Below are 1478 nucleotides of genomic sequence, written 5' to 3' on the forward strand. Positions count from 1 at the left end.
ACCCCACCCTAGAAGAAATAGGCAAAACCTACTACGAATACCGCGCCGCCTTAATGATACGCAACAACCAGGGACTCACCGAAACCTACAACCGGTTCCACAACCCGGACGATCGCCACCCGGATATAATAAAACTGCGACAATTACATCAAGAATGCGATCAAGCCGTATTAAACGCCTACGGGTGGACAGACATCTCCACCGACTGCGAATTCATCCTCGACTACGAAGAAGAAGAGGAAGAAAGCGAAGGAATTAGCAAACGCCAGAAGAAAAAACCTTGGCGGTATAAATGGCCTGAAGAAATCCACGATGAAGTATTAGCGAGGTTGCTTGAATTGAATCTGAAACGCCATCAAGAGGAAATTCTGGGAGGGAAAGCGGCGGAGGGGAAAGCGAAAGGAGGTAAAAAGACAGCTTCTAAATCTCGCAAAAAAGTTTCAGATAAGCCACCTAGTATCCCTGGTTTTCCTGATAGTCTGTAGGGTGCGTCAGGGGAAGAACGATCGCTATTAGCAGAGAATTGATGACTGATACCAATTTTTTATGAGGCCCCGTAGAATCTGATCCCCCCTAACCCCCCTTAATAAGGGGGGGACAAGATTCTTCTCAAAGTCCCCCTTCTTAAGGGGGATTTAGGGGGATCGAAATATATGCAAATTCACATTAAATTGGTATGACGCACCCTATTCATTACTACTCATTACATTGCAACTAACTTATCAATAATCTGAGAAGCCCAAGGTTGTACTTCATTTTCTTGCAAAACTTCCGCCCCCAAACTCCTGTAAGTTGAGATAGTTGTTTTATACACTTTGTTTAGTTTTTCATAATCCTGCCACTCTTGTTTTGGGGGAAGTGCAACAATTCCTATAGGCAATTTAGTGTCAGATTCTTTGACATCTGAAATCATCCAAGAAATAGAATCTTGCAAAGTTTCAGGCGGGTAAACTTCAAAGGAAATTCCATGCGCGACTAAGTAAGGTTGACCGTTAGCAACAACCGCATCAAACCTGTGTTCTTTATGACTTCCTTTTACAGGAAAATCATTTTTTAGCATTTCTTTTAAAGCAGGTTTATCATCATAGGATATAAGAGTTTTTCTAATTATAGAAGTTGTAATTCTCGCAGCATCTTGGCGATTTCGCTTAGTTTTTGTAGGAACTACATTAACCAGGTAAGTCTGCGCGATATCTTCTAATAAATTCTCGACATTATCTAAAGAGCCGTGAGGTTCTGTGAATTGAATACTGTTAATCCAACCCTGTGCAATTTTTTTTAATCGCTCATGTTTAGGAGTGCCATCTGGCTCATCTCCGGGAAAAAGCAAACCCTCACTGGCGGCGAAGTTCATTCGTTTCGCAAAGTCTCTGAGAAAAGGAATATCTTCGCGACCAAAAGCCTGCACTCGACTCCAATTATTCAAAAATTGTACGCGCACATCATTGTCATCAAAAGCAACAACGCCAATATTAATC

General features: G+C 41.9%; 2 protein-coding genes. One reads left to right on the forward strand and one right to left on the reverse strand.

Annotated elements, in window-relative coordinates; translation table 11 throughout:
* Positions 1-485: hypothetical protein (locus IQ270_RS30215; protein WP_339384271.1), on the forward strand; the 485-nt coding region annotated here is incomplete at its 5' end.
* 218 nt (positions 486-703) lie between these two features.
* Here the strand turns inward: IQ270_RS30215 and IQ270_RS30220 are convergent.
* Positions 704-1478 (reverse strand): DUF3037 domain-containing protein (locus tag IQ270_RS30220; RefSeq protein WP_193976773.1); only part of this gene is annotated, 775 nt, incomplete at its 5' end.

The sequence above is a fragment of the Microcoleus sp. LEGE 07076 genome (genome assembly GCF_015207455.1).
Classification (GTDB): Bacteria; Cyanobacteriota; Cyanobacteriia; order Cyanobacteriales; family Microcoleaceae; genus Microcoleus.